Genomic DNA, 24272 nt, shown 5'->3' with positions numbered 1-24272 from the left:
CGTATGACGTCGGCTCGTGGTTACGTCGGGTCGTGGTTACGTCGGGTCGAGGCCGTGGCTGCGCAGCCACGGCAGCGGGTCGATGGCCGCGCCGCCGCCCGGATGGACCTCGAAGTGCAGATGCGGGCCGGTGGAGTTACCGGAGTTCCCGGAGTACGCGATGGTGTCCCCGGCCTGGACCGTCCCGGAACGGATCTTGGTGCTGCTGAGATGGCAGTACCAGGTCTCCGTGCCGTCCGGGCTGGTCATTATGACCATGTTGCCGTAGGCGTCGTTCCACTGAGTCCGTACGGTGCCGTCGGTCGCGGCCATCACGGGCGTGCCGTAGCTGACCGGGAAGTCGATCCCGGTGTGCACCGACATCCAGTTGATACCGGCCTGGCCGAAGGTGGCGCTGAGACCGTGCTGCGCGACGGGGATCGCGAACTTCGGGCGCAGCGCCTCCTTGCGCACCGCCTCCTGGATCCTCCGCTTCTTCTCGGCGGCCTGGCGCGCCTGAAGGTCGATCCGCTCCTGGGTACGGCTGGCCCGGTCCCGGAAGTCGTCGGCGCCCTCGCTGACCCCGGCGAGCTGGGAGTCCAGCTTGCTGTTGGCGGCGGTGGCGGTGGCGGTGGAGGGCTTGACCGGTGCCGCGGCGGTGTCGGCGGCCGCCTGCGTGGTCGTGTTGTCCTTCGTGTCGCTGCCGATGCCGCTCACGGAGGCGGCGGCCACGGCGGTGACGCCCAGCGCGCAGACGGACGGGACGGCGACGGTGAGGAGCGCGGAGCGGCGGGGGCGCGGTGTGGTGGTGCGGGAAGAGGTGGCGCGCGATGACGTGGTGCGGCGGCGGCCGCGGCTGCCGTCCCGGCGGGGGGCGGGCGCGGGCTGCTCGTGCTCGGCCGCCGCCCCGGGTTCAGGTTCGGCTTCGGGCGCGGCCGGCTTGTCCTCGAGGTCGGAGAAGTCGAAGGTGGCCGTCTGGGCCTGTGCCAGGGCGGCCTGTGCCAGGGCGGCCTGATCGAGCGCGGCCTCGTCGAAGGCGGGTTGGTCGAAGGCGGGCTGGTCGATCCGGGTGTGCTCGAACCCTGGCTGCTCGTACCGCGACCCATCGACGGTCGCATAGGCCGAGGTGTCCCAGAACTGGGTCTGGCCGGTGTCGGCGCCCGAGGCGTCGTACGTCTCGGGCTGCTCGTATGCCTCGTGTTGCTCGTACGTCTCGTAGCCGGTGCCGGTGTTCCACTGGCCGGTGGCGTTTGCGTCCCAGGCGCCGATGTCCCACTGGGCTCCGGTCTCGGCGTCCCGCTGGGCCGGGATGTCCGTGGGCAGCTGATAGCCGGAGGCGGCCCACATCGCGGTGGTGTCGTAGGCGCCGGTGTCGTACTGACCGGTGTGGTGCTGGCCGGTGTCGTACTGACCGGGCGCGGTCCACTGCGAGGCGTCGTACTGACCGCTGTGCCCGCCGTCGTAGCTGCCGGGGAGCGCGCCGAAGAGCGGATCGCCGTCGCCGTAGGCGGGGCCGAGCTGGTCGAAGCTGCCGGTGGAGTAGCCGTCGTACCCGCCGTAGCCATGCGCTGCGTCCTGCTGCAGACCATATGCCGCGTCATACGAATACGAGGCGTCTTGAGCGGGGACAGTCGAGGGGGAGATCCCCGACGGGTGACGGTCGTTCACCACCAACCAACTTCTCTTTCGCCTCGGCTGCAGGAGAATTAGCGGTGACTGTACCCGGCGGTAAGCGCCAGCGACAATCTTCAGCAAGTTTTGAGCATCGCCGACAAGGGCATTTGGCCGTCTTTCGGTTGACTGTACGCACGTCCTTGGCCGGGCGTTCGATTGATGTTCGGCAATTTTCGGCCTCGTCAGGCGACCGAGAAGGCGTCGAAGGCGCCATTCGGTGCCTCGTCGGCGGCGTCCAGCGCCTCGCGGACCCCGGTGGCGACGGCGGAATGCACCGGCAGGGCGAGATGCCCGATTCCGTTGACGCGGATGTTGCGCGCGATCACATCCGGATGGTCTATCCGGGCCACCTCCGCCGGGATCATCAACTGATCCACATCGCTCCAGAAAGAGATGAAGCGCGTACGGCAATCGGGGGCAGGCTGCCGCAATTCCGCTATCACATCCGAGTTCGGGCACATCTGACGCACGAGCGGATGTGCGGACAACAGCGGCGCGACCCGGGTGCCCGCGTGCGGTGTCCCGAGCGTCACCAGGGTGTGGACGCGGGCGTCGCCGCCGAGCCGCTGGACGTAATAGCGGGCGATCAGACCGCCCAGGCTGTGCCCGACGATATCCACCGTGCTGTGGCCGGTGCGCGCGCAGACCTCCTCGACATGGCGGCCGAGGAGGGCGGCGGCGGTGCGGATGTCGCAGGTGAGGGGCGAGTGGTTGAGCGCCTCCACATGCTGACGGCCATGGCGGCCGAGGGAGCGGCGCAGCAGGACGAAGACGGAGCGGTTGTCGATGAAACCGTGGAGGAGCAGCACCGGTCGGCGGGCCCGGCCCTCGGTGGGCAGCCGCGCCGCCGCACCGGGCGGCGGCGGGGCGGGCGGGCGCTCCTGCCACAGCCCGGTCGGATAGAGCAGCAGATGCCCGGCGAGAATCGCCAGATCGAGGGCGATGGCCCGGATCCGTACGAGGCCCATGACGGCCGACCTCCTGAACGGCGCACGGGAGGCGGCTCTGTCCCCCGCATGCCCTCACGGGCAACCGTGGCCCGGCCCCGGTCATGGTGATCTGGCCTCATGACCGCACCGTCGCACCGCGGCGCCAAGCGACTCATGGCGGCGCGACGCGGTGCGACGGTCCCCGCTGCGGCTCCCCTGGTGGCCGGCCCGACCCATGCGGATGTGCGTGTGCGGCTCGATGCGGATGCGGGTGCGGCCGATGGCGAACGTGTCCCACGTGTGATTTCCCCCTCGCTGCGCGCCGCGAAACTGCCGGGTAAGGGATGCTGGAGATAACGTTCGTTCACGCCGGTGCGCGCGAGGGCACGCCAGGGCATGGGGCTTGGAGGCAGTGATGGGTGTGACCGGTCCGATCCGGGTGGTGGTGGCGAAGCCGGGGCTCGACGGCCATGACCGCGGGGCGAAGGTGATCGCGCGGGCGCTGCGCGACGCGGGCATGGAGGTCATCTACACCGGGCTGCACCAGACGCCCGAGCAGATCGTCGACACCGCGATCCAGGAGGACGCCGACGCGATCGGGCTGTCGATCCTGTCCGGCGCCCATATGACGCTCTTCGCGAAGGTGCTGGAGCTGTTGCGGGAGCGCGAGGCGCAGGACATCAAGGTCTTCGGCGGCGGCATCATCCCCGAGGCGGACATTCCCCCGCTCAAGGAGCAGGGCGTAGCGGAGATCTTCACCCCCGGCGCCACGACGACCTCCATCGTCGACTGGGTCCGGCAGAACGTCCGCCCCGTGGCGGCCTGACCCTGGGGGTACTGCCCCGGCGGAGGGTCAGTCCGGCGGCGCGAGTTCGGCTCGCATCGTCGCCCTCAACCGCAGCGTCTCCACCAGCCGCTGGAACGCCTCCGCCCAATACCCTCCGGCCCCCGGCGCCGCTCCCTCCGCCTCATCCGGGATCGCCGTCAGCACCTCCAGCCGATCCGCCTGCCCCGGATCCAGACAGCGCTCGGCCAGCCCCATCACCCCGCTGAAGCTCCATGGATAGCTGCCCGCGTCCCGCGCGATGTCGAGCGCGTCGACTACGGCCCGGCCGAGCGGCTCGGCCCACGGCACCGCACACACCCCCAGCAGCCGAAACGCATCCGAGAGCCCATGGGACGCGATGAACTCGGCCACCCACTCCGCCCGTTCCCCGGCCGGCAGCGCCGACAGCAGCTTTGCCGGGTCCCGCCATGCGGCCGGGGGCGCGTCGCCCGAGACAGAGGCAGGGGCCACCGCCGGGGTGCCGAGAAGCGCACGGGACCACGGCGCGCTTCTCTGCCGTACGGCCGCCCGGCACCAGGCCGCGTGCAGATCCGCCCGCCAGCCGTCCGCGACGGGCAGCGTCACGATCTCGGCGGGGCCGCGCCCGCCGAACCACTCGGACCAGCGGTCCAGCGGCGTCGCCTCCACCAACTGACCCATCCACCACGACCGTTCCCCCCGGCCCGAGGGCGGCTTGGCCACGATGCCGTCGCGCTCCATCCCGCTGTCGCATGCGGCCGGTGCCTGGACGGCGATCTGTCCGTCGCCGGTCAGGGACACACAGCCCCGCGACCGCTCGGCCATGCGCGCGGCGAGCGCGGAGCCCGGCAGCGCGGAGAGCAACTCGGCGGCCGTCGCCCGCACATTCCGGCTGCGGTCGGACAGCGCCTGCTCAAGAAACTCCTCGTCGGAGGGGGAGAGATCGTCGCGCAGCGAGTCCAGGAACATCAGCCGGTCCTCGGCCCGCTCGGTCGACCAGGTGCCGCTGAGCAGGGCGAGACCGGCCGCCGGGTCGTGGTGGCGCGCCGCCGTCAGCAGTGACACCCGCTCGGCGAACAGCCCCTCCTCCCACAGCCGCTGCACGTTGGCGGGGGCGGGGTCGGCGGAGTCGGCCGGTGCGGTGAGCGGAGCCGGTCCCGCGCCGCGCCCCGCCCCACCGCGCAGCGCGAACTTCCAGTCCGGATTGAGCCGGGCCAGCCACAGCGCCCGCGGCCCGCCCAGCGTCAGCGCCTCGGGCCTAAGATCCGTACGGGCGCGGGCCGCGTCGAGAAGCGCCGGGAGCAGTGCGTCGGGCACGCCATAGCCGTGCTCGTTGGCCAGCGTGAGCCACTGCGGCAACAGCTCGGCGAGGTCGGGCGCCGAGCGCGGACCGCCGCGCCCCGGGGCCGAACGGTCCGCCAGCAGCATCGCCAGCCTGCTCCGGGCAGCCAGGGGCAGGCCCGGACGCGGATCCACCGGCGCCCGGTCGGGCACCGGCCGGGCCGGGGCGGGCCGCAGCCCGGCCCGCCGCCGCACGGTGCTGAGCGCGGCGGCGTCCAGCAGTGCGGACGGCGCGTCCTGCCCGGGGCGCGGGGTGACGGGCGGCGTACGGCGCTCGGTGCCGAGCAGCGCGGCGGCGACGAGATCGTCCCAGGACGCGGAGGCGGGTACCGACGCGGAGGGGGATGCGGTGCCGTTCAATGCGGGCCTCCCTGCGATGTCGTTGCGGTGAGCGGGACCGGGCCCGGGTCCCAGGTGGTGAGGGGCGAGAAGCCACGGTGGCCGCACTCCCCGAAGACGGTGACCGGGCCACCGCCCGATATCGCCATCAGCTGCCAGAGATTCGTACGCCCCACGCAGCGCGGATCGACGGGCAGCGCCACCCCACTCCGTACATTCGCCAGCTGCCAGCCCTCGTCTCCGGGGATCGGGACCACATCGGAGAGCACCACCGGCCAGCCGTCCAGCCACGGATCCTCGCTGAGGGCCGCCCCGTACCTGGCAAGGGCCTCCTCCACGCCACCTCCGGCCGGTGCCCCCGACGCCGCCGCCGAGGGGGCCGGGTCATCCCCGTACCGGGAGGCGAGGGCGGCGCGCAGCGGGCGCGCCCCCGGGTAGTACGTGAGGTCCGCCTCCAGCACCAGCCCCGTGGGCAGGGCCGGCTCCGGGGACTGGCCCGCCGCGCCGAAGGACAACAGCAGCGCCATACCGCCCGTGCGCTCACCGCGCAGCCAGACGCGGCGGGTGGTCAGCTTGCCGTCCGTCCCGTCCTGCCGGCCCAGGACCAACCAGCGGTCCCGGATCGCCTCGCCGGACGCCAGCAGCTCGGCCACCGGCACCGTGACGCCCACCCGCGAGCGCGTGGTGGCGGCCAGCTTCTCCGGCAGCCGGTCCATATGGAGGAAGCCCTGGTTGAGGAGGTGCGCCAGCGCGCACTCCTCCAGCAGCCGGGCCGGCCAGCCCGCCCCCGACGACGGCATCGCGCCCAACTCCCGCACCCGCGCCTCAAGCCCCGGTGCCTGGGCGTCGACCATACGGGCCGCCGTCTCGTCCCACGCCCCGTATCCGGCGCGGTCCGCCGTGGCCAGACCGTCGCGCAGCAGATCCGCCAGACGCCGCTCCAACTCCGAGGCGCCCGCGGCGATGCGCTGGGCGCGCCGCTCGGCGCGGCGGCGGGCCGCCTCCGGGTCGGCGGCGCCCCCGCCCTCACCTTTCCGCGCGCCCGCGCCCGTCCCCGCGCGCCCGGCCGCCGCCTGCTCCGCGCGCTCGCGCCGCCCGCTCAGCCACTGCTCGGCCCACTCCGGCGGCTCCCCGCTCCGTGGCACGGCCCCGTCCCCCGACGCCCACAGAAGCAGCAGGCCCAGCGCGTGCTTGCACGGGAACTTCCGGCTCGGACAACTGCACCGATAACCGGGCCCGTTCAGATCCACGACCGTCTGGTACGGCTTGCTGCCGCTGCCCGAACACAGCCCCCACATCCCTTGGCCGTATGCCCCCGTGCCCGACCACGGCCCGGCCGAGGCGAGCTTGCCGCCCGCCTTGCGCGAAGCGGCGTCAGGAGCCAGGGCCAGCACCTGCTCCGCCGTCCAGCGTTCCCCCTGCGGATTCATGTCTGCGACGGTACGGGGCCCCACTGACAATCGCCTTGACCTGGGGGTTTGTTGGGCCGGGGCCGATTGTCAGTGGGGTGGTGCAGGGTGGATTGAGCGTCCGGAAACGGAGCGAGAAACGAGTCGTGGGGGAGCTGTGACCGTCACTGTGCCCGGAACCGAATCCACCGGAATCAACGAGGCCGCGAACGAGGCCAACGAACCTCTGCGGCCACACGCGGAGGATGCCTTCGCCGACGAACTGCGCGCGCTGGCCGCCGCCGACGACCGCCCGCGCCCCGCGCGGTGGCGGCTGTCCCCGTGGGCGGTCGCCACGTATCTGCTCGGCGGCGCGCTGCCCGACGGCACCGTGATCACGCCCAAGTACGTGGGCCCGCGCCGCATCGTCGAAGTCGCCATCACCACGCTGGCGACCGACCGCGCCCTGCTGCTGCTCGGCGTGCCCGGCACGGCCAAGACCTGGGTCTCCGAGCATCTGGCGGCGGCGGTCAGCGGCGACTCGACGCTGCTGGTCCAAGGCACCGCCGGCACGCCCGAGGAGGCCATCCGATACGGCTGGAACTACGCCCAGCTCCTCGCCCACGGCCCGAGCCGCGACGCGCTCGTGCCGAGCCCGGTGATGCGGGCGATGGCCAACGGCATGACCGCGCGCGTCGAGGAGCTGACCCGTATCCCCGCCGATGTGCAGGACACGCTGATCACCGTCCTGTCCGAGAAGACGCTGCCCATCCCGGAGCTGGGGGAGGAGGTCCAGGCGGTCCGCGGCTTCAACCTGATCGCGACCGCCAACGACCGCGACCGCGGGGTCAACGAACTCTCCAGCGCCCTGCGCCGCCGCTTCAACACGGTCGTCCTGCCGCTGCCCGCGACCCCCGAGGCCGAGGTCGACATCGTCTCCCGGCGCGTCGCCCAGATCGGCCGCTCGCTGGACCTCCCCGAGGTCCCGGAGGGCGTCGACGAGATCCGCCGCGTGGTCACCGTCTTCCGCGAACTGCGGGACGGGGTGACGGGCGACGGCCGCACCAAGCTCAAGTCGCCCTCGGGCACACTCTCGACGGCCGAGGCCATCTCCGTCGTCACCAGCGGCCTCGCCCTCGCCGCCCACTTCGGCGACGGCGTCCTACGGGCCGGCGACGTGGCGGCGGGCATCCTGGGCGCGGTCGTCCGCGACCCGGCGACCGACCGCGTCATCTGGCAGGAATACCTGGAGGCGGTCGTCCGCGAGCGCGACGGCTGGAAGGACTTCTACCGTGCGTGCCGAGAGGTGACCGCGTGAAGGGCGGCCCGCGCGGGCGGGCCGCCACCCTGCCCGGCGCGGTGCCGGCCCTGGGGCCGGGGGCCGGCCCACGGAGTTCAGCCGCGACCGCGCCCGTCCCCGTACGGGGGGCCGACGCGGCGAGTCCGGCCACGACCGCGCGGGGGGCGGCCGTGGCCGGACTGGCCGCGTCGGGCAGCGGTGAGGGGCGGGACGCGGCGTCCCCCCAGGTCGGGGACGTGGCGGCGGTGTGGCCGTTGTTGTTGGGGGTGCGGCATCACGGGCCTGGGTCCGCGCGGGCCGTGCGGGCCGCGTTGGACGAGTGTGTGCCCCGGGTCGTGCTCATCGAGGGGCCGCCCGAGGCGGACGCGATCGTGCATCTCGCCGCCGAGGACGGCATGCGGCCGCCCGTCGCGCTGCTCGCGCACGCGGCGGACGACCCGGGGCGGGCCGGGTTCTGGCCGTTGGCCGGGTTCTCGCCGGAGTGGGCGGCCATCCAGTGGGCGCTGGCGCACGACGTCCCCGTACGGTTCATCGACCTCCCGGCGGCGAACTCGCTGGCGATGTCGGCCAAGGAGGCCCCGGCCGACCCGTCCCCGCCCCCGTCCCAGTCCCCGTCGTCCCCGTCCCCGCCGCCGACCGGCGAGCGGCTGCGGGTCGATCCTCTTGCCGTGCTCGCCGAGACGGCCGGGTATGACGATCCGGAGCGGTGGTGGGAGGACGTCGTCGAGCATCGGGGGCTCGGGCCCGGCCCCGGGCCCGAGACCGGCGCTCGTGCCACGGGGCCCTTCGTCGCCGTCGGCGAAGCCATGGCCGCCATCCGAAGGGAGTACGGGGACGGCGGGCATGAGGAGGATGCCGTGCGCGAGGCCCATATGCGGCTTCGGTTGCGGGAGGCGCGGCGGGAGTTCGGGGAGGAGGTCGCCGTCGTCTGTGGGGCCTGGCATGTGCCGGCGCTGGCCGAGCGGACGACCGTGACCGCCGATCGGAAGCTGCTGAAGGGGCTGCCGAAGGTCAAGGCGGAGATCAGCTGGGTGCCGTGGACGCATCGTCGGCTGGCGCGGCACAGCGGTTACGGGGCGGGGATCGCCTCCCCCGGGTGGTACAGCCATCTCTTCCACGCGCCGGACCGGCCGCTGGAGCGGTGGATGACCAAGGTCGCCGGATTGCTGCGGGACGAGGACTTCGCGGTGTCGTCGGCGCATGTGATCGAGGCGGTACGGCTCGCAGAAACGCTGGCGGCCGTGCGCGGGCGTCCGCTCGCCGGGCTGGCCGAGACCACGGACGCCGTGCGGGCGGCGATGTGCGAGGGCTCCGAGGTGCCGATCGCGCTGGTGCAGGACCGGCTGGTGGTCGGGGATGTGCTCGGCGAGGTGCCGGAGTCGGCCCCGGCGGTGCCGCTCCAGCGGGATCTGATCCGAACGCAGCGCTCGCTGCGGCTCAAGCCCGAGGCGCTGGACCGCGAGCTGGAGCTGGATCTGCGGAAGGAGATGGACGCCGGGCGCAGCCGGCTGCTGCACCGGCTGCGGCTGCTCGGCGTCGACTGGGGCACCCCGGCCGTCTCGCGCGGCAGCACCGGCACCTTCCGGGAGACCTGGCGGCTGTGCTGGGAGCCGGAGTTGTCGGTGCGGGTCGCCGAGGCGGGGGTGTGGGGGACGACCGTGCTGTCGGCGGCCACGGCCAAGGCGGAGACCGAGGCGCGGAGCGCCACGGGCCTCGCCGAGGTGACGGAGCTCGCCGAGCGCTGTCTGCTCGCCGCGCTCCCGGCGGCCCTGCCCGTGGTGATGCGGGCGCTCGCCGACCGGGCCGCGCTCGACACGGACGTCGGACATCTCGCCCAGGCCCTGCCCGCGCTGGTGCGTTCGGTGCGGTACGGGGACGTACGCGGCACCGACATCGTCGCGCTCGGCGAGGTCGCGGTAGGGCTGGCGGAGCGGATTCTGGTGGGGCTGCCGCCCGCCTGTGTCGGCCTCGACGCCGACGGCGCCGCCGAAATGCGCGGCCATATGGAGGCCGTGCACCAGGCGATCGGGCTCCTGTCGGAGACAGCAGGGGCGGGCGCAGCAGGGACGACGAGCGCAGGGGCGGGCGCGGGGGCGAGGGGTGACGACAGCGGGCTGCGGGCACGCTGGGCCGCCGTGCTGCGCGGCCTCGCCGGGCGGGACGGCACCCCCGCCACCCCGGGGCTGATCCGGGGCCGGGCCGCGCGGCTGCTGCTGGACGACGGCCGGCTCGCGGAGGACGAGGCCGCCCTGCTGATGGGGCTCGCGCTCTCGCCCGGCACCCAGCCGGCCGAAGCGGCTTCCTGGATCGAGGGGTTCGTCGGCGGCGGGGCGGGCGGCGGAATGCTGCTCGTCCATGACGAACGGCTGCTCGGCCTGGTCGACGGCTGGCTCACCGTCGTACCCCCGGAGGCGTTCACGGACGTCCTGCCCCTGCTGCGGCGCACGTTCTCCGCGTACGACACGGGCGTGCGCCGCACCCTGGGCGAGCTGGTCCGCCGGGGCCTTGCGGCGGGCGACCCGCATGCGCGGGGCGGCCCGGCGGCGCCCGCCGCGCCCGGCTTCGGCCCCGGGCTCGACCCCGACCGCGCGGCGGCCGTCGTCCCGACGGTGCGCCCTCTGCTCGGCCTCGACAGCGACACGACGCACAGCGACACGACGGAGAACGAGACGACGGAGGCAGCCCCATGACAGACGGTGAGAACGAGCGGCTGCGCCGCTGGCGGCTGGTCCTCGGCGGACAGGGGGCCGACGGCACCGGACACGGGCTGAACGGGGCCGACGCCGCCATGGACCGTACGCTCGAGGCGCTCTACGGGGCCCGGGGCGGGCACGGCCCCGGCGGCACGGGCGTGGCCGCCGGCCGCCCTGGCAGCGGCACCGGCGCCGCGGCCGACGGCCGGCGCTCCGGCGGGCTCGGCGGCTCAGCGCCCCAAGTGGCCCGCTGGCTCGGCGACATCCGTACGTACTTCCCCACCTCCGTCGTCCAGGTCATGCAACGTGACGCCATCGACCGCCTCGGGCTGTCCGCCCTGCTGCTGGAGCCGGAGATGCTGGAGGCCGTGGAGGCGGATGTTCATCTCGTCGGCACCCTGCTGTCCCTCAACAAGGCGATGCCGGAGACGACCAAGACCACGGCGCGGGCCGTCGTCCGCAAGGTCGTCGAGGATCTGGAGAAGCGGCTGGCGACTCGCACCCGCGCGACCCTTACGGGCGCGCTCGACCGCTCGGCCCGGATCAGCCGCCCGCGCCACCGGGACATCGACTGGGACCGCACCATCCGGGCCAACCTCAAGAACTATCTCCCCGAGCACAAGACGGTCGTCCCCGAGCGGCTGATCGGATACGGGCGCGCGGCGCGCGGTGTGAAGAAGGACGTCATCCTGTGCATCGACCAGTCGGGGTCGATGGCCGCGTCCGTCGTCTACGCTTCCGTCTTCGGCGCCGTGCTCGCCTCCATGCACTCCATCGCCACCCGGCTCGTCGTCTTCGACACCTCCGTCGTGGACCTCACCGACCAGCTGGACGATCCGGTGGACGTCCTCTTCGGCACCCAGCTCGGCGGCGGCACCGACATCAGCCGCGCGCTGGCGTACTGCCAGTCGCAGATCGCCCGGCCCGCCGACACCGTCGTCGTCCTCATCAGCGACCTCTACGAGGGCGGTATACGCGACGAGATGCTGGGGCGGGTCGCGGCGATGAAGGCGTCGGGTGTGCAGTTCGTGGCGCTGCTCGCGCTGTCCGACGAGGGGGCGCCGAGTTACGACCGCGAACACGCGGCGGCGCTCGCCGCGCTGGGCGCGCCCGCCTTCGCCTGCACCCCCGATCTCTTCCCGGAGGTGATGGCGGCGGCGATCGAGCGGCGCCAACTGCCGATACCGGACCTGGCGATGCGTCAGTGACCAGGAGGTTGCGCCGCCCAAGATCACCGAGCCGGTCGGCGACCTGGTCAGGCACACCGCGGGCGACCGCCTGCCGGTGCGACTGCCCGACGTCGGCCTCGGCGAGGCAGGCGGCGCCGGCCATGACGGCTTCGCGCCGAGCCATGGCCTGACCGAGGCGCCGACCGTTCCGGCGGACCTGCCGACCGTTCCGGCTGGCCTCCCGACCGTTCCGGCTGGCCTCCCGACCGTTCCGGTCGGCCTGCCGACCGCTCCGGGCGCCCTTCCGGCCGTCTGATCGTCTCCGGCCGTCTGATCGTCACCGCGGCAATACGGCGGTAGCCAGTGGTTTCGCTGACCGGGCAGTCCTCGGTGAGGAGCGGGCTGCCCGGTCGCCGTATGGAGAATGGAGATAGGTGTGTACGGTCGCGATCTGTGACCGTAATCACCGCTCCAGTGTGATCTGCGATTTAGGGACGCACGGCCAGCGGGGATAACCTGCGAGACGGACATGCCGCGTACCCGGCGCACGTGTGCCGCCCTCGTTACAGATCGCGTCCTCACGCTGCCACCGCGGCACGCCCGCGCAGATAACGACCGCGATATCCATGGAAAAGGGACGGACGCGCGTGGACCTGTTCGAGTACCAGGCGAGGGACCTCTTCGCCAAGCACGGTGTACCGGTGCTGGCCGGTGAAGTCATCGACACGCCTGAGGCGGCGCGCGAGGTGGCCGAGCGACTGGGCGGCCGCGCGGTCGTCAAGGCGCAGGTCAAGGTCGGTGGCCGCGGTAAGGCGGGCGGCGTCAAGCTGGCCTCCGACCCGGCCGACGCCGTGGAGAAGGCGACCCAGATCCTGGGCATGGACATCAAGGGCCACACGGTCCACAAGGTGATGCTCGCCGAGACCGCGGACATCAAGGAGGAGTACTACGTCTCCTTCCTGCTGGACCGCACCAACCGCACCTTCCTCGCCATGGCGTCCGTCGAGGGCGGCGTGGAGATCGAGGTCGTCGCGGAGGAGAACCCCGAGGCGCTCGCCAAGATCCCGGTGGACGCCATCGAGGGCGTGACCGCAGAGAAGGCCGCCGAGATCGTCGCCGCCGCGAAGTTCCCGGCCGACATCGCCGGCCAGATTGCCGACGTGCTGCAGCAGCTGTGGACCGTCTTCATCAAGGAAGACGCCCTCCTCGTCGAGGTGAACCCGCTGGTCAAGACCGGCGACGGCAAGATCATCGCGCTGGACGGCAAGGTCTCCCTGGACGAGAACGCGGCCTTCCGCCAGCCGGAGCACGAGGCGCTCGAGGACAAGGCCGCGGCCAACCCCCTCGAGGCGGCCGCCAAGGCCAAGGGCCTCAACTACGTCAAGCTCGACGGCGAGGTCGGCATCATCGGCAACGGCGCGGGTCTGGTCATGTCGACCCTCGACGTCGTCGCGTACGCCGGTGAGAACCACGGCGGCGTGAAGCCCGCCAACTTCCTCGACATCGGTGGTGGCGCCTCCGCCGAGGTGATGGCCAACGGTCTCGAGATCATCCTCGGCGACCCGGACGTCAAGTCCGTCTTCGTCAACGTCTTCGGTGGCATCACCGCTTGCGACGCCGTGGCCAACGGCATCGTTCAGGCCCTTGAGCTGCTGAAGTCCAAGGGCGAGGACGTCACCAAGCCGCTGGTCGTGCGCCTCGACGGCAACAACGCGGAGCTGGGTCGCAAGATCCTGACCGACGCCAACCACCCGCTCGTTCAGCAGGTGGACACCATGGACGGCGCGGCCGAGCGTGCCGCCGAGCTGGCTGCGAAGTAAGGGACGAGGACACCAGAAACCATGGCTATCTTCCTCACCAAGGAAAGCAAGGTCATCGTCCAGGGGATGACCGGGTCCGAGGGTCAGAAGCACACCCGTCGGATGCTCGCCTCGGGCACCAACATCGTCGGCGGCGTGAACCCGCGCAAGGCCGGCACCAGCGTTGACTTCGACGGCTCCGAGATCCCGGTCTTCGGCACCGTGAAGGAAGCCATCGAGGCCACCGGCGCCGACGTCACGGTCATCTTCGTCCCGGAGAAGTTCACCAAGGACGCGGTCATCGAGGCGATCGACGCCGAGATCCCGCTCGCCGTCGTGATCACCGAGGGCATCGCGGTCCACGACTCGGCCAACTTCTGGGCCTACGCGGGCAAGAAGGGCAACAAGACTCGCATCATCGGCCCGAACTGCCCGGGTCTGATCACGCCGAGTCAGTCGAACGCGGGCATCATCCCGTCCGACATCACCAAGCCCGGCCGCATCGGTCTGGTGTCGAAGTCCGGCACGCTGACCTACCAGATGATGTACGAGCTGCGGGACATCGGCTTCTCGTCCTGCGTCGGCATCGGCGGTGACCCGATCATCGGCACCACCCACATCGACGCCCTGGCCGCCTTCGAGGCCGACCCCGACACCGACCTGATCGTGATGATCGGCGAGATCGGCGGCGACGCCGAGGAGCGGGCCGCGGACTTCATCAAGGCCAATGTCACCAAGCCGGTCGTCGGCTATGTGGCGGGCTTCACCGCGCCCGAGGGCAAGACGATGGGCCACGCGGGTGCCATCGTGTCCGGTTCCTCCGGTACCGCGCAGGCGAAGAAGGAGGCCCTGGAGGCCGCGGGCGTGAAGGTCGGCAAGACCCCGTCCGAGACCGCCCGCCTCGCGCGCGCCGCGCTGGCCGGCTGACATCGCCACACCGTAGAAGTGCGGGCCCGTACCACCGCGAGGTGGTGCGGGCCAACGCTTTGTGCATAAAAGACGCATAAGCGCATTACCGGCGACACGCGACCAATTGCTTGATGTAGGGATGAAACGGCTGTTATTGGCAGCATTGGTTACGTGACGCAAACGACCGATCGCAGCCCGTTGGTGTCCTCGCGTGGCCGCTCCGCGCTCCAGCGCCCCTCCGTCGCCAGGGAGGCGTTCCTCGGCGGCGTGGTGGCCGCGGGGCTCGGTCTCAGCACGCTCGCCGTCGTCGTGCTGCTGTTGTGGATCACCTCCTCGTCGCCCGAGAGCAGCCCCGACGGCGCCCTGCACGTCGCCGCCGACCTGTGGCTTCTCGGCCATGGCGCCGATCTCGTACGGACCGAGACGCTCTCCGGGCACACGGCGCCCGTGGGCCTCACCCCGCTGCTGATCAGCGCGCTGCCGTGCTGGCTCCTCTACCGGGCCGCGCAGCACGCCGTCTACCAGGAGGAGCCCGCCGAGGGCGAGGGGCAGTGGGTGCCCGAGGAGTCCGTCGTCGATCCGCGCGTCGCCTTCGGCTGGGTGACCGGCGGCTATCTGCTGGTCGGCATGGCGGCGGTGCTGTACGCCTCGTCCGGGCCGCTGCACGTCGCCCCGCTCAGCGCCCTGCTGCGTCTGCCGCTCGTCGCCGGTGCCGTCGCCGCCGTCGGGGTGTGGGTGGCCGACGGACGGTTCCCGGTGCGGCTGCCCGGGCCGGTGACGCGGGGGCTGCGCCGGATTCCCGGCGCCGGATGGACCGTACGCGTGGTGTCGTCGCTGGGCGGACGGAGCTGGTGCCGGCGCCGCAGGCTGACCGCCGCGCTCCGGGCCGGAGCGAGCGGGCTCGTGGTGCTGCTGGGCAGCGGCGCGCTGCTCACGGCGAGCTCGATGCTGAGCCACGCTGGCAGCGTACAGGTGGCTTTCTTCCAGCTCAGCAACGTGTGGTCGGGGCGGTTCGCGGTGCTGATGGTGAGCCTGGCACTGCTGCCGAACGCCATCGTCTGGGGCGCCGCGTACGGGGTCGGCGCCGGATTCACGGTCGGCGGCGGCAGTGTGGTCGCACCGCTCGGGATCACCTCGTACCCCCAGCTGCCGCACTTCCCGCTGGTCGCGGCGCTGCCCTCGGAAGGGGAGGGCGAACCGCTGAGCTGGCTGACCGGGATCGCGGCAGGGGCGTCGGTGGCCTGGTTCATCGGGATCGCGGCGGCGCGGCGGCCGGGCAAGGGCGACACCCGGCGCCCGTGGGGCTGGGGCGAGACCCTGCTGCTCGCCGCGCTGGCGGCGCTCGGCTGCGCGGCGGCGATGGCGGTGCTGGCCGGGGTGTCGGGCGGGGCGCTGGGCGTGGGCATCCTCGCGGACCTCGGCCCGAGCTGGTGGCGCACGGGCATGGTCACACTGGTCTGGACGGGGATGATCGGGGTGCCCGGCGCGATGGTGCTGCGCTGGTACCGGCTGTACGTCCCCACGAGGTCGAGCTGGGGTGAATGGAAGGCGGCACGCGCCACGAGCCGGGAGCGGCGCGCACAGGCCCGTACGGCGGCCCGGGCGGTACGGGCGGCCCGTGAGGCGGCCACAGCGGAGGCTCGGGCGGCCCGTGAGGCGGCCACAGCGGAGGCTCGGGCGGCCCAGCCGGTGGTGTCGCCCATGGAGGCCGCCGAGCTGCGGGAGGCCATGGCCGAGCCGTGGTGGCAGTGGCTGCGCCCTGGGTCCACGGCGGGCCGTAAGCGGAAGCGGAAGCGGAAGCCGGGCCGGGAAGCGGGTACCGGGACGGGCCGGGAGAGCGGTGTGGGCGCGATGGCCGAGCTCGCCACCGCCGCGGGCACCCCGAGCGCCGGGGAGGCGGCGGCGCGGCCCAGGCGCCGGCTGGTGCGGAGGAAGTCCGGAGCGGCCGGCGGGCCAGGGGCGGCCGGGCGGGCCGAGCGGCCTGAGGTGCCGGACGCGGTCGGAACCGACGGCACGCCGCCTTCGGGCGCGCCGACCGCGTAAAGAGGCGCCGTACGTGCCCGTGGGCGCCTCTCAGACGCCTCGGAGCCCCGGGCCGCCGTCAGTCCTGCGTGCTGAGCAGCGGGCGGAGCTGCTTCGGGAGCAGGGTCTCGCAGTCGTGGCGGGAGGTCTGGGTGAGGGCGTCGTCCACACAGGTGTAGTAGTCGCTGTAGGCGACCTGGAAGCTGAACGTCGCCGCCACGATGGCCAGCGCGAGCCCGCCCGTCACCAGACCGCTGACCGCCGCCGTCGCCTGCGGCTTCGAGGCGCCGGTGCCGGGCGCGGGCAGCTGGGCCGCGGTGGCGCCGGGGGGCGGGGGAGGAGCGTTCAGCGCGGCGGCCGCGGGCGAGGCCGCCCGCCGTGGCCTGGCCTTGGCCCGCAGCGAGCTGACTCCCCAGTACAGGGCCAGTACACCGAGCAGCAGTGCGATCTGCGGCAGGCTGAAGAGCGCGAAGAAGAACGCCCACATGCCCGAGAGCAGTGCGTACCGGGCGCGCCGCTGGGCCGGGTCGTTGGGGTCCCAGCGCGGGCCGCCGGGGCCGCCCTGGCCACCGGGGCCGGACGGGCGGTTGGCGCCGGGGCCGGTGCCGAAGCCGCCGCCCTGGCGGCCGGGCTGGCGGCTGCTCCACTGGCTGCCCCAGGCCGGGGGCTGTGGCTGCCCGCCGTTCTCGCCGTCCTGGCCGCTCTCGCCGTTCCCGTTCTGGTTCTGGTTCTCGTTCTCGCTTCCGTCCTCCGGCCGCTGCCGGGGCTGCCAGGGCTGGTCCGGCCTGCCCTCCGGCGGAGGAGCGAACGGATTGTCCTCGTGCCGGCCTTCGTGCCGGTCAGGGGAAGAGCCTCCGGAGGAGGCGGGGGAGGAGGCGGGGGAGGAGGACGGCGACTGCTGCTCCCGCAGCAGCGGCGTCGTACGCGACATGCGGGCGCGCCTCATCGCCGCCCCCCGGTGGAGGCGGGGGACGGAGTGAGGCGATGAGCCGCGCGGCGGCGTCGGTCCGGCATGTGGAATGTGTCTTCCCCTTGTGTCGTCGTCCTGCACACCCGGCCGTAGTAGACGGTGCCGTACGGCCTGGCGGCGCGGGCGCGACGGTCGTTCCCACGGCATCAAATGGATTCGCAGTCCAGACGCTACCTCCCGTGCCCGCCCCCGTCCCCTGGGGGCCGCTTCGTGTGCCGGTATCGTTGCTGACGGTCGGCGGCTTCGTAGAGTTCCCCGGAATTCATGAGTCCGCGACCTTGTACGACCACACAAACGGCAGCATCGCCCGCGAGAAAGATCCCCGTCGTGGCCTCCCCGCCCCCCTCCGCCCGTCCCGGGCGCCCCGCCCGCCTTGTCGTTCTCGTCTCCGGCTCCGGTACGAACCTGCAGGCGCTGCTCGACGCCATCGCCGCCGAGGGCGTGGCCGACTACGGCGCCGAGGTGGTGGCGGTCGGCGCCGACCGCGAGGGCATCGAGGGGCTCGAGCGCGCCGAGCGGGCCGGGATCCCCACGTTCGTCTGCCGTGTGAAGGATCACGCAAGCCGGGCCGAGTGGGACGGCGCGCTGGCCGAGGCGACCGCCGCGTACGAGCCGGACCTGGTGGTCTCGGCGGGGTTCATGAAGATCCTGGGCAAGGAGTTCCTCGCCCGCTTCGGCGGCCGCTGCGTCAACACCCACCCCGCGCTGCTGCCCAGCTTTCCCGGTGCCCATGGCGTACGCGACGCGCTCGCGCACGGTGTGAAGGTGACCGGCTGCACCGTCCACTTCGTCGACGACGGGGTCGACACCGGCCCGATCATCGCCCAGGGCGTGGTCGAGGTCCGGGACGAGGACGACGAGTCCGCTCTGCATGAGCGGATCAAGGAAGTCGAGCGTTCGCTGCTCGTCGAGGTCGTGGGGCGTCTGGCCCGTAACGGCTACCGCATTGAGGGACGAAAGGTAAGGATCCCGTGACGACCGCCGAAGGTACCAAGCGGCCCATTCGCCGCGCGCTGGTCAGCGTCTACGACAAGACGGGGCTGGAGGAGCTGGCCCAAGGGCTGCACGCGGCGGGTGTCCAGCTCGTCTCGACCGGCTCGACGGCCGCGAAGATCGCTGCCGCGGGCGTCCCGGTCACCAAGGTCGAGGAGCTGACCGGCTTCCCGGAGTGTCTCGACGGCCGCGTCAAGACGCTGCACCCGCGCGTCCACGCGGGCATCCTCGCCGACCAGCGGCTCGACTCGCACCGCGAGCAGCTCGCCGAGCTGGGCGTCGAGCCGTTCGAGCTGGTGATCGTCAACCTCTACCCGTTCCGCGAGACGGTCGCTTCGGGCGCCGCGCCGGACGAGTGCGTCGAGCAGATCGACATCGGCGGCCCGTCCATGGTCCGCGCCGCCGCCAAGAACCACCCGTCCGTGGCCGTGGTCGTCAACCCCGAGCGGTACGACGACGTCCTCAAAGCCGTCGCGGACGGTGGCTTCGACCTCGAGCGGCGCAAGCGGCTGGCGGCCGAGGCGTTCCAGCACACCGCCGCCTACGACGTGGCGGTGGCCAACTGGTTCGCCGAGGACTACGCGGCGGACGAGGGCCCCTGGCCGGACTTCATCGGCGTCACCTACGCCCGTAAGCAGGTCCTGCGCTACGGCGAGAACCCGCACCAGCCCGCCGCGCTCTACACCGACGGCAGCGGTAAGGGGCTCGCGGAGGCGGAGCAGCTGCACGGCAAGGAGATGTCGTTCAACAACTACACCGACACCGAGGCCGCCCGGCGGGCCGCCTACGACCACGCCGAGCCCTGTGTCGCGATCATCAAGCACGCCAACCCGTGCGGGATCGCGGTGGGCGCGGATGTCGCCGAGGCGCACCGTAAGGCGCACGCGTGCGACCCGCTGTCGGCCTTCGGCGGCGTCATCGCCGTCAACCGGCCGGTGTCGGTCGCCATGGCCGAGCAGGTCGCCGAGATCTTCACCGAGGTCATCGTGGCCCCGGCGTACGAGGACGGCGCGGTCGAGGCGCTCGCCCGTAAGAAGAACATCCGCGTGCTGCGCTGCGCCGACGCCCCCGCCGCGGGCGGCGAGTCCCGCACGATCGAGGGCGGCGACCTGGTGCAGGCCAAGGACCGGCTCCAGGCCGAGGGCGACGACCCGGCCAACTGGACCCTCGCCACCGGCGAGGCACTGGACGCCGACGGCCTCGCCGAGCTGGCCTTCGCCTGGCGCGCCTGCCGCGCGGTGAAGTCCAACGCGATCCTGCTCACCAAGGACGGCGCGACGGTCGGCGTGGGCATGGGCCAGGTCAACCGCGTCGACTCCTCGAAGCTGGCCGTCCAGCGGGCCGGGGAGGAGCGGGCCCGCGGCTCGTACGCGGCCTCCGACGCCTTCTTCCCCTTCCCGGACGGTCTGGAGGTGCTGCTGGAGGCGGGCGTCACGGCCGTCGTGCAGCCGGGCGGCTCGGTACGTGACGAGCTGGCGATCGAGGCCGCGCGGAAGGCGGGCGTGACCATGTACTTCACCGGTACGCGTCACTTCTTCCACTGAGCCGTCCGCGCTGAGCCGCTGGGCCGTCCGCGCCGAGCCGCCCGTACCGAGCCCGCCGCAGGCGCCGAAGGCCGCACCCCCGCGCCCGAGGTGCGGCCTTCGTCCGGCCCCTGATTGGATCCGACGTCCCCACATCCGGGAGGATGAAGTCATGACCGCCCAGATTCTCGATGGCAAGGCAACCGCAGCCGCGATCAAGTCCGATCTCGTCAGCCGTGTGGAGGCGCTCAAGGCCAAGGGCATCCATCCCGGCCTCGGCACGGTGCTGGTCGGCGAGGACCCCGGCAGCAAGTGGTACGTCGCGGGCAAGCACCGCGACTGCGCCGAGGTCGGCATCGCCTCCATCCGGCGCGACCTGCCCGAGACCGCCACCCAGGAGGAGATCGAGGCGGTGGTACGGGAGCTCAACGAGGACCCCGCCTGCACGGGCTACATCGTCCAGCTGCCGCTCCCGAAGGGCATCGACGCCAACCGCGTCCTGGAGCTGATCGACCCCGCCAAGGACGCCGACGGGCTGCACCCGACGAACCTCGGCCGGCTGGTGCTGAACGAGACCGGCCCCCTGCCGTGCACCCCTTACGGCATCATCCAGCTGCTGCGCCACCACGGCGTGGAGATCAACGGCGCGCATGTGGCGGTCGTCGGCCGCGGCATCACGGTCGGCCGGTCGATCGGGCTGCTGCTGACCCGCCGCTCGGAGAACGCGACGGTCACGCTCTGCCACACCGGCACCCGGGACCTGCCCGGGATCCTGCGCCAGGCCGACATCATCGTGGCGGCGGCCGGCGTGCGGCATCTGATCAAGGCGGAGGACGTCAAGCCGGGCGCCGCGGTGCTCGACGTGGGCGTCAGCCGGGACGAGCACGGCAAGATCGCCGGCGATGTGCACCCCGATGTGACCGAGGTCGCGGGCTGGATCTCGCCGAACCCCGGCGGCGTCGGCCCGATGACCCGCGCCCAGCTGCTGGTCAATGTGGTGGAGGCCGCGGAGCGGAACGCCAAGGCGGCCGCCGACAGCGGTGCCGGTCATGACGGCTGAGGCGAGCGAACCGGCGGCCGGGGAGCAGCGGCCCGCCCCGTCGTCCGCGGCAGCCGCGGTGTCCGCGTCGTCCGCGGCAGCCGCGGTGTCAGCCTCGTCAGCCTCGTCCGCGTCGTCCGGCGCGCCTGAGCGGCCCGCCCGGAAGTCGCGCCGCTTTCCGCTGATCACCCGGGACACCGCGCGCCCGGAGGGCGGCGGCCGGGCCGCCCCCGGCAGCGCCTCGGCGCCGGCCCGCCAGTGGCCGCTGCTCGCGGTGATGGGCGGAGTCGGCCTGGGGCTGCTGATCGTCTCCCTGGACGCGTTCCGCGCGGGCACGGTGCTGATCGGGCTGTCCCTGCTGGCGGGCGCCGTACTGCGGTGGGCGCTGCCGGAGGTGGGGATGCTCGCGGTGCGCTCGCGCTTCACCGACATGCTGACGTACGGACTGCTGGGCGCGGTGATCGTGCTGCTGTCCCTGATGGTCCAACCGGATCCCTGGGTGAAGATCCCGTTCCTGGAAGACGTGGTGCATTTCACCGTGCGCTAGCCGACACCGTGCACCGGCCGATCGAACACAACGGCGGCCCGTCCTCTTCCCCGAGGGAGGACGGGCCGCCGCCGTGTTGACCGGACCGATGGGCCCGGCGGCGGTCCGCCCTCTCCCCCGAAGAAGGACGGACCGCCTGGTAACCAGGGTTGTGTGTCGGCTGTGCGGGATCAATGGACGTCGGGGCCCTGTGGCGCGGAAGTGACCATTCCGGTACGAGGTCTCGGCTGCGCAACGACGAGCCCGGCGCGAGGGCGTGCGCGAGGGGGTACGGAATGCTCCGATGCGCCCCCGCCCGAGGAACTGACATCCTGGGGCAAGGCATCCCATTGGGTAGTGAGTTCGGGTCTCGGGGACGCCAACAGCGTGCGCGATTCAGGAGATTGGCCACGTATGTACGGGGGGACAGGGGGAGGCAATGCCTCGTTGGAGGGACCTGCCGGAGGAACTCGACCCGCAGGTAAGAGAGTTCACCGGGCAGCTGCGCAGACTCGTCGAACGCAGCGGGATGAGCGTCGTCGCCGTCGCCGACCGTACCGGCTACAGCAAGAGCTCATGGGAGCGATACCTCAACGGACGGCTCTTGCCGCCCCAGGGCGCGGTGGAGGCGCTGGCCGAGGCGACGGGCGCCGACGTCCACCACCTCAGCACCCTGTGGGAGCTGGCGGAGCGGGCCTGGTGCCGCTCCGAGATGCGGCATGACGTCACGGTGGAGGCCACCAGGGTGGCTCAGGCACGGGTCGCCATCGAGGAGTTCGACCCGGCGGCGCACGGGGCGCGGGGGAACAGGAACGGCCGTCCGTCGGACAAGGGCCGGCAGGGCGTGGAGCTGCCCGGTCCGGAGCGTCCACTGGTCGCGCCGCCGCCGATGTCCGCTTCGGTGCCGTCGCCGGAGCCGGTTCACTCCGAGCCGGGGTCGTCCTCACCGCCGCCCTCCTTATCGGCCTCATCGGTCTTATCGGCACCGTCGCCGTCGCCGCCCTCGCGGGAGGGGCGGCGGCGCGTCGTGCTGTTCGTCGCCGGCGTCGTCGGCGCGCTTCTGCTCATCGCCGGCGCCCTTGCGCTGATCAACCCGGGCGGCGGCGGGGAGAAGCGGGCGGAGAAGCCGACCACCGCTCCCGCCACCAGCGCGCGCCAACTGCCGGCCGGAGTGAAGTGCGCGGGGGCCGGCTGCACCGGCAAGGACCCCCAGACCATGGGGTGCGGCGCGTCCGCGACGACGACCGCCAACGTGACCGTCGGCACCGCGTATGTCGAGGTCCGCTACAGCAGGACCTGCGGTGCGGCCTGGGCCCGCGTCACCCGGGCGGCCCCCGGCGACCTGATACGGGTCACCACGCCGGCCAGGGGCGGCGCCGCGGCGCGAACCCAGGACAGCAAGGTCGACGCCGACGGTGACGCGTACACCGGGATGATCTCGGTCGACTCCGCCTCGCGGGCCACCGCGTGCGCCACCCTCGCCGGAGGACAGCGCGGCTGCACGGCCCGCGGCGCCCGGGGCTGAGCCCGGGAAGGGCCGCCGTCCGGAGGAATCGCGCATCGGGGGGAATGCCCCCGGGGATTCGGGGCAGGCGCAGTCCGACCCCCCACGGGTGTGGCACCGGGCGGCCGCCTGCACTCCCCCTCCTCGGCAGGCGGCCGCCGGAGTGTGCCCGGTGAGGAGTGACACAGTGGCCCGAGGAACCGGGCCAGGCGCCGTCGGATAGCCTGACGCCGGTATCTCGACACCAAGAGATCTCGGACAGAAAACACAGCGCAGGAGACCGCCATGACCCGCACTCCCGTCAATGTCACCGTCACCGGCGCGGCCGGCCAGATCGGCTACGCGCTGCTCTTCCGCATCGCCTCCGGCCAGCTCCTCGGCGCGGACGTGCCGGTCAAGCTGCGTCTCCTGGAGATCCCACAGGGACTGAAGGCCGCTGAGGGCACCGCGATGGAGCTCGAGGACTGCGCCTTCCCGCTGCTGCGCGGTATTGACATCTCCGACGACCCGAACGTGGCCTTCGACGGCGCGAACGTCGCGCTCCTCGTCGGCGCCCGCCCGCGGACCAAGGGCATGGAGCGCGGCGATCTGCTGGAGGCCAACGGCGGCATCTTCAAGCCGCAGGGCAAGGCCATCAACGACCACGCGGCGGACGACATCAAGGTCCTGGTCGTCGGCAACCCGGCGAACACCAACGCGCTCATCGCGCAGGCCGCCGCCCCGGACGTACCGGCCGAGCGCTTCACCGCGATGACCCGCCTGGACCACAACCGCGCCCTGTCGCAGCTCTCGAAGAAGACCGGCGTCCCGGTCACCGAGATCAAGAAGCTGACGATCTGGGGCAACCACTCCGCCACCCAGTACCCGGACGTCTTCCACGCCGAGGTCGCGGGCAAGAACGCCGCCGAGGTCGTGAACGACGAGCAGTGGCTCGCCGACACCTTCATCCCGACCGTCGCCAAGCGCGGTGCGGCGATCATCGAGGCCCGTGGCGCGTCCTCGGCCGCCTCCGCCGCCAACGCCGCCATCGACCACGTCCACACCTGGGTGAACGGCACCAACGAGGGGGACTGGACCTCCGCGGGTGTCGTCTCCGACGGTTCGTACGGGGTGCCGGAGGGTCTGATCTCGTCCTTCCCGGTCACCGCCAAGGACGGCGCCTTCGAGATCGTGCGGGGCCTGGACATCAACGAGTTCTCGCGGGCCCGCATCGACGCGTCGGTGAAGGAGCTCGAGGAGGAGCGCGAGGCCGTGCGCGGCCTCGGCCTCATCTGAATCCGATAGCACGCCCACGCGGGCGCACATCGGTCCGAAGGGTCACTCTCCGGTATTCACTCCGGAGAGTGACCCTTCGGCCATTCCCTGTGATC

Annotated in this window: 19 protein-coding genes; 14 read left to right on the top strand and 5 right to left on the bottom strand. The window is 72.6% G+C overall.

Annotated elements, in window-relative coordinates; translation table 11 throughout:
* Positions 1 to 36 precede the first annotated feature (36 nt).
* On the bottom strand, positions 37 to 1647 hold the full coding sequence (locus ABZS71_RS09595) for a M23 family metallopeptidase (protein ID WP_356208621.1): 1611 nt from the start codon (positions 1645 to 1647) through the stop codon (positions 37 to 39).
* A 188-nt stretch (positions 1648 to 1835) separates the two neighbouring features.
* Positions 1836 to 2621, bottom strand: coding sequence for an alpha/beta fold hydrolase (locus tag ABZS71_RS09590; RefSeq protein ID WP_356208619.1), 786 nt, complete (start codon positions 2619 to 2621; stop codon positions 1836 to 1838).
* A gap of 376 nt (positions 2622 to 2997) precedes the next feature.
* Here ABZS71_RS09590 and ABZS71_RS09585 point away from each other — a divergent pair, with 376 nt between their 5' ends.
* Positions 2998 to 3408 carry a cobalamin B12-binding domain-containing protein gene (locus ABZS71_RS09585; RefSeq protein WP_355844938.1) on the top strand — a complete coding sequence of 137 codons (411 nt, stop codon included), beginning with the start codon at positions 2998 to 3000 and terminating at the stop codon, positions 3406 to 3408.
* Positions 3409 to 3435: 27 nt separating this feature from the next.
* Here ABZS71_RS09585 and ABZS71_RS09580 read toward each other — a convergent pair whose 3' ends face one another.
* Entirely contained in the window at positions 3436 to 5088 is a 1653-nt protein-coding gene (locus tag ABZS71_RS09580) for a DUF5691 domain-containing protein (protein WP_356208618.1), read from the bottom strand.
* A complete protein-coding gene (locus ABZS71_RS09575; RefSeq protein WP_356208616.1) occupies positions 5085 to 6497 on the bottom strand; it encodes an SWIM zinc finger family protein in 1413 nt (470 codons plus the stop codon). Before ABZS71_RS09575 ends, ABZS71_RS09580 begins: the two co-directional genes overlap by 4 nt.
* Before the next feature lie 136 nt (positions 6498 to 6633).
* On the opposite strand from ABZS71_RS09575, the gene ABZS71_RS09570 reads away from it, so the two are divergent.
* The 7 genes from ABZS71_RS09570 (at position 6634) to ABZS71_RS09540 (ending at position 16368) form a co-directional block, all read left to right on the top strand.
* Entirely contained in the window at positions 6634 to 7773 is a 1140-nt protein-coding gene (locus ABZS71_RS09570; protein ID WP_356208615.1) for an AAA family ATPase, read from the top strand.
* Positions 7774 to 7991: 218 nt separating this feature from the next.
* Complete coding sequence (locus ABZS71_RS09565) at positions 7992 to 10445, top strand: DUF5682 family protein (RefSeq protein WP_356208705.1); 2454 nt, start codon at positions 7992 to 7994, stop codon at positions 10443 to 10445.
* Positions 10442 to 11656, top strand: a complete 1215-nt coding sequence (locus ABZS71_RS09560) for a VWA domain-containing protein (protein WP_356208614.1) — start codon at positions 10442 to 10444, stop codon at positions 11654 to 11656. The genes ABZS71_RS09565 and ABZS71_RS09560 overlap by 4 nt, the downstream gene beginning before the upstream one ends.
* A gap of 76 nt (positions 11657 to 11732) precedes the next feature.
* Entirely contained in the window at positions 11733 to 11933 is a 201-nt protein-coding gene (locus ABZS71_RS09555) for a hypothetical protein (RefSeq protein WP_356208613.1), read from the top strand.
* A 331-nt stretch (positions 11934 to 12264) separates the two neighbouring features.
* A complete protein-coding gene (sucC, locus tag ABZS71_RS09550) occupies positions 12265 to 13437 on the top strand; it encodes an ADP-forming succinate--CoA ligase subunit beta (protein ID WP_355844919.1) in 1173 nt (390 codons plus the stop codon).
* Positions 13438 to 13458: 21 nt separating this feature from the next.
* Positions 13459 to 14343, top strand: coding sequence for a succinate--CoA ligase subunit alpha (sucD, locus tag ABZS71_RS09545; RefSeq protein ID WP_355844916.1), 885 nt, complete (start codon positions 13459 to 13461; stop codon positions 14341 to 14343).
* A 153-nt stretch (positions 14344 to 14496) separates the two neighbouring features.
* Positions 14497 to 16368 carry a DUF6350 family protein gene (locus tag ABZS71_RS09540; protein WP_356208612.1) on the top strand — a complete coding sequence of 624 codons (1872 nt, stop codon included), beginning with the start codon at positions 14497 to 14499 and terminating at the stop codon, positions 16366 to 16368.
* 58 nt (positions 16369 to 16426) lie between these two features.
* Here the strand turns inward: ABZS71_RS09540 and ABZS71_RS09535 are convergent, their stop codons facing one another.
* Positions 16427 to 17278, bottom strand: a complete 852-nt coding sequence (locus tag ABZS71_RS09535) for a hypothetical protein (protein WP_356208610.1) — start codon at positions 17276 to 17278, stop codon at positions 16427 to 16429.
* 366 nt (positions 17279 to 17644) lie between these two features.
* Here ABZS71_RS09535 and purN point away from each other — a divergent pair, with 366 nt between their 5' ends.
* The 6 genes from purN to ABZS71_RS09505 all read left to right on the top strand — a co-directional run bounded on the left by purN (position 17645) and on the right by ABZS71_RS09505 (position 24177).
* A complete protein-coding gene (gene purN / locus ABZS71_RS09530; RefSeq protein ID WP_355844907.1) occupies positions 17645 to 18292 on the top strand; it encodes a phosphoribosylglycinamide formyltransferase in 648 nt (215 codons plus the stop codon).
* Positions 18289 to 19854: a bifunctional phosphoribosylaminoimidazolecarboxamide formyltransferase/IMP cyclohydrolase gene (gene purH, locus ABZS71_RS09525; protein WP_356208608.1), complete on the top strand. Its 1566-nt coding sequence runs from the start codon at positions 18289 to 18291 to the stop codon at positions 19852 to 19854. Before purN ends, purH begins: the two co-directional genes overlap by 4 nt.
* 151 nt (positions 19855 to 20005) lie before the next feature.
* Entirely contained in the window at positions 20006 to 20893 is an 888-nt protein-coding gene (locus tag ABZS71_RS09520; protein ID WP_356208607.1) for a bifunctional methylenetetrahydrofolate dehydrogenase/methenyltetrahydrofolate cyclohydrolase, read from the top strand.
* The gene (locus ABZS71_RS09515) at positions 20883 to 21419 is read left to right on the top strand and encodes a DUF3017 domain-containing protein (protein ID WP_356208606.1); all 537 of its coding nucleotides are present in this window, start codon (positions 20883 to 20885) and stop codon (positions 21417 to 21419) included. The genes ABZS71_RS09520 and ABZS71_RS09515 overlap by 11 nt, the downstream gene beginning before the upstream one ends.
* A 418-nt stretch (positions 21420 to 21837) precedes the next feature.
* On the top strand, positions 21838 to 22923 hold the full coding sequence (locus ABZS71_RS09510; protein ID WP_356208604.1) for a DUF2690 domain-containing protein: 1086 nt from the start codon (positions 21838 to 21840) through the stop codon (positions 22921 to 22923).
* A gap of 264 nt (positions 22924 to 23187) precedes the next feature.
* Positions 23188 to 24177: a malate dehydrogenase gene (locus ABZS71_RS09505; RefSeq protein WP_356208603.1), complete on the top strand. Its 990-nt coding sequence runs from the start codon at positions 23188 to 23190 to the stop codon at positions 24175 to 24177.
* Positions 24178 to 24272 lie beyond the last annotated feature (95 nt).

Origin of the sequence: Streptomyces sp. NPDC005393 (assembly GCF_040606675.1) — a bacterium.
Lineage (GTDB): Bacteria > Actinomycetota > Actinomycetes > Streptomycetales > Streptomycetaceae > Streptomyces.
The sequence above is the reverse complement of the archived record's forward strand: the minus strand, read 5'-3'. Positions and strand labels throughout refer to the sequence as shown.

Bases quoted from the DNA above. Each gene is read 5' to 3' on its own strand.
- ABZS71_RS09590 (WP_356208619.1), bottom strand. From the start codon at position 2,621: ATGGGCCTCGTACGGATCCGGGCCATCGCCCTCGATCTGGCGATTCTC.
- ABZS71_RS09585 (WP_355844938.1), top strand. From the start codon at position 2,998: ATGGGTGTGACCGGTCCGATCCGGGTGGTGGTGGCGAAGCCGGGGCTC.
- ABZS71_RS09575 (WP_356208616.1), bottom strand. From the start codon at position 6,497: ATGAATCCGCAGGGGGAACGCTGGACGGCGGAGCAGGTGCTGGCCCTG.
- ABZS71_RS09560 (WP_356208614.1), top strand. From the start codon at position 10,442: ATGACAGACGGTGAGAACGAGCGGCTGCGCCGCTGGCGGCTGGTCCTC.
- sucD (WP_355844916.1), top strand. From the start codon at position 13,459: ATGGCTATCTTCCTCACCAAGGAAAGCAAGGTCATCGTCCAGGGGATG.
- ABZS71_RS09535 (WP_356208610.1), bottom strand. From the start codon at position 17,278: ATGTCGCGTACGACGCCGCTGCTGCGGGAGCAGCAGTCGCCGTCCTCC.
- ABZS71_RS09520 (WP_356208607.1), top strand. From the start codon at position 20,006: ATGACCGCCCAGATTCTCGATGGCAAGGCAACCGCAGCCGCGATCAAG.
- ABZS71_RS09515 (WP_356208606.1), top strand. From the start codon at position 20,883: ATGACGGCTGAGGCGAGCGAACCGGCGGCCGGGGAGCAGCGGCCCGCC.
- ABZS71_RS09510 (WP_356208604.1), top strand. From the start codon at position 21,838: ATGCCTCGTTGGAGGGACCTGCCGGAGGAACTCGACCCGCAGGTAAGA.
- ABZS71_RS09505 (WP_356208603.1), top strand. From the start codon at position 23,188: ATGACCCGCACTCCCGTCAATGTCACCGTCACCGGCGCGGCCGGCCAG.